At 46.4% G+C, this 6,507-nt stretch carries 5 protein-coding genes and 1 pseudogene; 5 read left to right on the top strand and 1 reads right to left on the bottom strand.

The genetic code is table 11. The features are described from left to right. Window positions 1–66: 66 nt before the first annotated feature. Window positions 67–336, bottom strand: a complete 270-nt coding sequence (locus J3482_RS19200) for a ketopantoate reductase family protein (protein WP_206919701.1) — start codon at window positions 334–336, stop codon at window positions 67–69. A 189-nt stretch (window positions 337–525) separates the two neighbouring features. Here J3482_RS19200 and J3482_RS19195 point away from each other — a divergent pair, with 189 nt between their 5' ends. The 5 genes and pseudogenes from J3482_RS19195 to J3482_RS19175 all read left to right on the top strand — a co-directional run bounded on the left by J3482_RS19195 (window position 526) and on the right by J3482_RS19175 (window position 6,422). Further along, entirely contained in the window at window positions 526–1,101 is a 576-nt protein-coding gene (locus J3482_RS19195) for a TetR/AcrR family transcriptional regulator (protein WP_206919704.1), read from the top strand. A 168-nt stretch (window positions 1,102–1,269) separates the two neighbouring features. Further along, a pseudogene (locus J3482_RS19190) lies at window positions 1,270–2,292 on the top strand (aldo/keto reductase). Between the two features lie 266 nt (window positions 2,293–2,558). After that, a complete protein-coding gene (locus J3482_RS19185; RefSeq protein ID WP_206922957.1) occupies window positions 2,559–4,235 on the top strand; it encodes an ABC transporter substrate-binding protein in 1,677 nt (558 codons plus the stop codon). Between the two features lie 339 nt (window positions 4,236–4,574). Continuing rightward, window positions 4,575–5,747, top strand: coding sequence for a mandelate racemase/muconate lactonizing enzyme family protein (locus J3482_RS19180; RefSeq protein WP_146822986.1), 1,173 nt, complete (start codon window positions 4,575–4,577; stop codon window positions 5,745–5,747). A gap of 99 nt (window positions 5,748–5,846) precedes the next feature. Beyond that, a complete protein-coding gene (locus tag J3482_RS19175) occupies window positions 5,847–6,422 on the top strand; it encodes an MFS transporter (protein WP_206922956.1) in 576 nt (191 codons plus the stop codon). Window positions 6,423–6,507 lie beyond the last annotated feature (85 nt).

The raw sequence follows: 6,507 nt of genomic DNA, 5'->3' as shown, positions 1-6,507 counted from the left end.
TTGGTCACTTGAAATCTTCTCGAAGGTTGGGGTGAAGTCCTTTTTCATGTCTTCACACCCCTTGTCCTACAAGGCCTTATAAATCTGCAAAACGCTCAAATTATAGTTTTTAACGGCCAATATCAGGACGTCGGGATGGTCTATGTCGTCAGGGGATACGGCTAGTGTCGGGGCAATGTGGAAATCCCCGTGGCTGCTCTGGACATGGAGACCTGTCGCTTTCAGTTGCTGGTATCGGCGTTCGCGAACTAGAAAAGTCACCTTTGTGCCTGCGGCTGCGAGCCTGCCACCAAAGTATCCGCCGACGGCACCTGCGCCGAGAACTACAATATGCATCGTCATTCCTCCCAAAGCGTCCGATGGACAATCGCGACTAAAGCGTGTTTGATTGTCAGCCAGTTTCTGTGCAATATCGTCGGAAATGTCTTTGTATTCATGATAACACGTAGGTGGGGGTGTTCTGTCCGAATCGCGTTAGGGAATACCTTAATTGACACAGAACGAACGATCGTTTATTTTAACTGCATGAGACAGAAAGACGAAAATAAGCGAGAAGCGATTTTTACAGCTACCTTACAACTCTTGAACGAAATTGGGTTTGCGGATATCTCCATGTCGAAAATTGCCCGTCATGCTAACGTTTCATCGTCGACCATTTACGTGTATTTCGAGAACAAGGAGGATATGTTTCGCAAACTTTACTTGAATGTAAAGGAAAAGATGAGTCGTGGTATGGGTGCGAATCTCACGTTGTCCATGCCAGTCGTCGATGCCCATGAGCAGATGATTCGCAACCTAGTGGACTTCGTTGTCAGTAACAAGGATTATTTTTTGTTTCTTGAGCAATTTTCCTCGTCCCCTATGATTGTGCGATTGGGCCTTGGGGAGGAAGCCAAACAGATGTTTCATCCTATTTATGAATTGATTGAGCGCGGTAAACGCGAGAAACAGTTAAAGCCCATTGATAACTCATTGTTGTTGTCGTTTATCTACTATCCTGTAATGAGTTTCGCCCGATCCCACTTTTATGATGGAACCAAAGCGAATGACGAAAATTTAAATATGGTCATTCGGATGAGCTGGGATGCCATCAAGGCGTGAGCGTCTGCTCCCCTAACGTTCAATAAACGAACGAACGATTATTTTAGGATGAGGAGCTGGTAAGGGGGTGATGATTCAGGCGGATATCGTAACTGTCTGTATGCTGCGCGCCCTGTTCTACGACCGTGTAGAAGCGACATCAAGTGATAGATAAGGAGAATTAAGTGCATGAAACAGAGAGTTCTCGGTAACACAGGTATGTTTGTGAGCGAATTTACGCTGGGGACGATGATGTTCGGTGCAATGGGCAACCGCGATTACGACGATTCTATCCGTATCATTCACAAAACACTCGACGCTGGCATCAATATGATTGACACGGCGGACGTCTATTCGAATGGCGAATCGGAGGAAATCGTCGGCAAGGCATTGGCGGGCCGTCGGCACGAGGTAATTCTTGCAACCAAGTTCGGGCTGCCTATGGGGGCGGACAGCAATCAACAGGGCGGGTCTGCACGTTGGATTAAACACGCGGTTGAAGATAGTTTGCGCCGACTTCGCACCGATTATATCGATCTTTATCAGATACACCGTCCAGACTATCACACTGACATCAGTGAGACACTGTCGGCCTTATCGGATTTGATTTGCGACGGAAAAGTGAGAGCGATTGGTTCATCGACATTTCCTGCTGAGCGCATCGTCGAAGCGCAATGGGCTGCGCAGCGAGGCGGCTATCATCGGTTTGTTTCGGAGTAGCCGATTTATTCGATTTTCACGAGAAGAGCGGAAGCCGCCGTGTTGCCGACAGCACAGCGCTATCACATAGGGGTTCTCACGTATAGCCCACTGAATGGCGGCTGGCTATCGGGGCGGGCCAACCAGATGGATAGTCATCGGGTGAAGGGACGGCCTTCGATGTACGACACGGCGTTGCCTGCGAATCAGGCTAAAGTGGAGGCGCTTTCGAAGCTGAATGCCCTCGCCAATGAAACGGGTATTTTGTTGCCGCACCTCGCGCTGGCGTTCGTTCTGGCGCACCCGGGCGTCTCTTCTGTGATTGTGGGACCTCGCTCGCAGGAACAACTCGACGGTCTCTTGGCCGGAGTAGACATCACATTGAACGAGGAAATTCTCGATTGCATAGACGAAATCGTTCCGCCCGGTACCGATCTCAATCCAGCAGACAACTACAACGATACACCGCCGGCGATTGCCGATAAGCACCTTCGCCGTCGGCAGAGCAGATAAAGTACGATACTTACACTATTTGCAGATTTTGTCGGGATTGACCGATGTAAGACATGCCTGTGTCTTATTAGGACACTTAGGTTTTCCCATAAAGACGCCGGTTTAGTGACTGGTGTCTTTTAGCTAGGCCTTATGTGCAGTTTTGCGCGAAATATATCGAATTTTGCGAGTGGAAAGAATAGAGTAGTGATATACTTCAGGAAAGTTGATATAGTTATCGAAACTATATGAACCAAATAGTAAATTGCCGACGGGGGTTGACGATGATGGAAATGCGGAAAGAGAAAAAGTCCGCCATGGCTGTAGTTGTAGGAATGGGCGTCATTGCGAGTATCATCTCGGGCTGTGGGACGGCTGCGCCGAAGCAAAGTTCTACTGGTGCGACGAATGCATCGAGTGCCTCCGATGCATCGATTGACAAGAACGCGACGATTCAAATTGACGAGGCGGATGATTTTGCGCATCTAGATCCTGCGCTGGCCTACGACTATGGTTCTGACGAAGCTGTGTATCAGTTTTATGATCAACTTGTGACGTACGCGACGAACTCCACGAAGATAGTACCAGATTTGGCTTCGTCTTGGACGGTGTCGAAGGATGGGCTGAAGTATACGTTCCACATCCGTAAAGGTGTGACGTTTTGGAACGGTGACCCCGTGACGGCTCAAAGTTTTATCGACGAGTTTCAACGGGTGTTAAATCCAAAGGTCGCTTCTCCTGGTGAAGGCTTTATCGATCCCATATTGCAAGGTTCAACTGCATACTTTAAGGGACAAGCCAAGTCAATTTCTGGGTTATCCGCGCCTGACCCATACACTTTGGAAATCACGCTGACCAAGCCGCAAGCGTATTTTCTGGAGGTTCTGGCGATGCCGTTCTTCTCGGCAGTGGACCAGAGTTATATCGATAAAATCGGCAACACCCAGTTTGACCATCATCCAATGGGCACAGGGGCTTTTGAGATGAAGTCCTATAAGATGGGGAACGAGATGGTGATGACGAAGAACCCAAATTACTTTAAGAAGGGTGAACCGAAAGTTCAAGAGGTGGGCATTTCCATCAATAAGAACGAACAGTTGAGCGCACTGAAATTTCAGCAAGGGCAGGAGTCCTTCTTAGGATGGAATCAGGATATCGCTTCACAAGCGTTCATCAGCATGAAGAATAATCCGAAGTTTAAGAATGATTTTCAAAGCGAAAAGTTGGTGGCCACCTATTATTTAGCGCTCAATTCCAAACCGACTGGGCCTATTCAAAATAAGTTGGTCCGCCAGGCCATCAACATGGCGATTGACAAACAGCGTCTGGTCAGTTTGCAGAATGGTCGCGCGGCAGCGGCTAATCAAATTCTGCCACCAGCCATGCCAGGTTATGAGACGAAACTGCCAAGCGATGTAGACTACCAGTACAACCCTACGAAAGCCAAACAGTTACTGAAAGAGGCAGGGTACCCGAATGGGTTCAGTACCTCTCTGATGTGTCCGAGTGACCAGACAACTCGGAGCCTCGTACAGTCGATTCAAGAAGATCTTCAGAAAATTGGAATCAAAGTGTCTATTCATCCAATCGCCAGTGCTTCGTATGAGGCTGACGCCGAGTCAATGAAGTATCCGATGGTGTACACGGCATGGTTCCAGGACTTCCCTGACCCCAGCGATTTTCTAAATACCTTGCTAAACGGCAATGAAATTCCTTTAAACAATTGGAGCAATTATAACAATCAGACTGTCAATCAAGAATTGGCACAGGCAGCTGTGATGCCACAAGGTCAGGCTCGTCTCGATTTATACGACAAAATTCAAAATCAAATCCTCGCAGATGCACCTTGGGTTCCATTGTTTACGCCAATTCGCTATGCGGTTGTCCAACCATACGTCAAGGGATTCTCGATGAGCCCAGTACTGATGGATCCGCTTCAAAATGTGTACGTCGTGAAACACTAAAACGTCTGTATTGCGCGATGGCGGTTTGATACGAACCGATTTTGGCGTATATGGGAAAGGGTGCATGACAAACAAAGGCAGTCGGCGGACGCTGACTGCCTTTGTTTAGTGGTTGAGCTTGGACTGCGAACCTGACAGGAGCTCATACAACGTAAAATATACATGTTGCAGTCGACTTCTAACGACTGCTTTTTTTGTTATACACAAAATAAACAAAAATTTATGAATATTGATTGACAAGAGATTGTGGATAATTTAACCTTATTCACGGAAACGTTTCCATCAATCAAGCTGTTATGTTTATATGATTTGCAAAAATAACAGGGAGTGAGCGTATTTATGAATGGAATCGATACCAAAAATCAACCGAAACTTAGGATTGAACGAATTGAGACAGATATTGTTCGGGTTCCATTGGAAACAGATTACAAAGGAAGTCATTACCATATGACTCATAGATCTACCATTTTAACTCGTATTTTTACAGATCAGGGGATTGTAGGTGAAATTTATACTGGAGATGAAGATGATGGGAATGGACAAATTCAGCGTATTATTCATGAGGAAATTGCGCCCAGAATGATTGGTCAAGATGCACTAGCTATTGAACGTATTTGGGAGCTGGCACGTCCTGCTACGTTCAATATTTTGCGGGACCGACGTCTTGGGTTGGTTGCTATGGCATGTATTGATGAAGCGCTATGGGACATCTTTGGGAAAGCCACTGAGCAGCCACTTTGGCGAGTATGGGGAGGGTACAAGGATACGCTTCCCATTATTTGTACAGGTGGATACTATGGAACGGGTGTAAGTATAGAGGAAGAGTTAACGCGGGTGCACGATATGGGGTATAGAGGAATGAAGTTCAAAGTGGGTGGCCTCAGCCCGGAAGAGGATGCAAAACGCTTTATCAGAGCAAGAAAAGTTGTGGGCGATGATTTTGTATTAATCGCGGATGCAAATCAAGGGTGGACTGTCGATGAAGCTGTTAAGTTTGCCAATTTGGTCCGAGATTACAATCTGTTTTACTTTGAAGAGCCGTGTAGATGGGACAATGATCGTAAATTTATGAAAGACGTTCGATATAAGTCTGGGGCCCGAGTGTGTGCAGGCCAGAGTGAAATGTCGGCTAGTGGCTGTCGTGAATTGATGCAGGAAGGGTCTATCGACTTTTGCAATTTTGATGCCTCTTGGTCCGGTGGGCCTACTGAGTGGCGGAGGGTAGCAGCAATCGCGTCTTCCTATGGCGTTCGGATGGCTCATCATGAAGAAGCACAGATTTCTATCCACCTCCTTGCTTCTATTCCTCATGGTTCATTTGTAGATACATTTGTTCCCGAGCGCGATCCAATTTGGTGGAATATTCTTGAGAATCGACCGGAAATTAAGGATGGGATGGTTAAAGTTGGTGAAGAACCTGGATACGGATGGGTGTATGATGAAAAGTTTATTAAGAAGTACTCAGTGTCCCAAATGGTGACTAATAATCAGAATTCATTGTTACAAAAGTAGGTAGAAGGTCGAGCTCCGGGGTGATTTTGTGGAGTTGGTTAGCCCCGGAGCTATTAACCCGTCAAATTTGAAAGCGTTATCATAAGGAGCGAGGGCTCGATGGACAAAGGCTTATTGAAAACTATTGCGGCTAGCATGATAGGTAGCGTTTTGGAATGGTATGATTATACCATATATGGTACCGCGTCGGCTCTGGTTTTTGGTACTTTGTTTTTCCCTAAGTTGAGTGGTGTCATTGGTACTCTTCTCTCATTGGCCACCTTTGCTATTGGCTTTCTTGCTCGCCCAATTGGTGGTATTATTTTTGGCACATTGGGAGACAAGGTTGGGCGTAAGAAAGTATTGATGCTCACTATCATCATCATGGGATCATCGACTACCCTAATTGGTGTGGTTCCAACGTATAACTCCATCGGTTATTGGGCACCTTTGCTATTGGTTCTTTTAAGAATTTTACAGGGGATAGGATCTGGTTCAGAGTATGCAGGCGCGGTGATCCTAATGGCAGAAAATTCTCCAACAAAGCATAGAGGATTCATGTCATCGCTCCCTTATCTCGGGGTGTCCCTTGGGTTAATGCTTTCTTCCGGTGTTTATAGTCTTTGTAAAATGCTCCCGAATGCAGAATTTGTGTCATGGGGATGGAGAATCCCTTTTCTACTTAGGGTCTGCTGAATGAACCATAAACCTAATCGTAGCAAGGATTTCGCGTGCCAATTGTCGAAATAAAGTGTATGGATTTTGAGCGGAACAGGCGAAA

This window comes from Alicyclobacillus suci (assembly GCF_017329615.1).
Lineage (GTDB): Bacteria > Bacillota > Bacilli > Alicyclobacillales > Alicyclobacillaceae > Alicyclobacillus > Alicyclobacillus suci.
The sequence above is the reverse complement of the archived record's forward strand: the minus strand, read 5'-3'. Positions and strand labels throughout refer to the sequence as shown.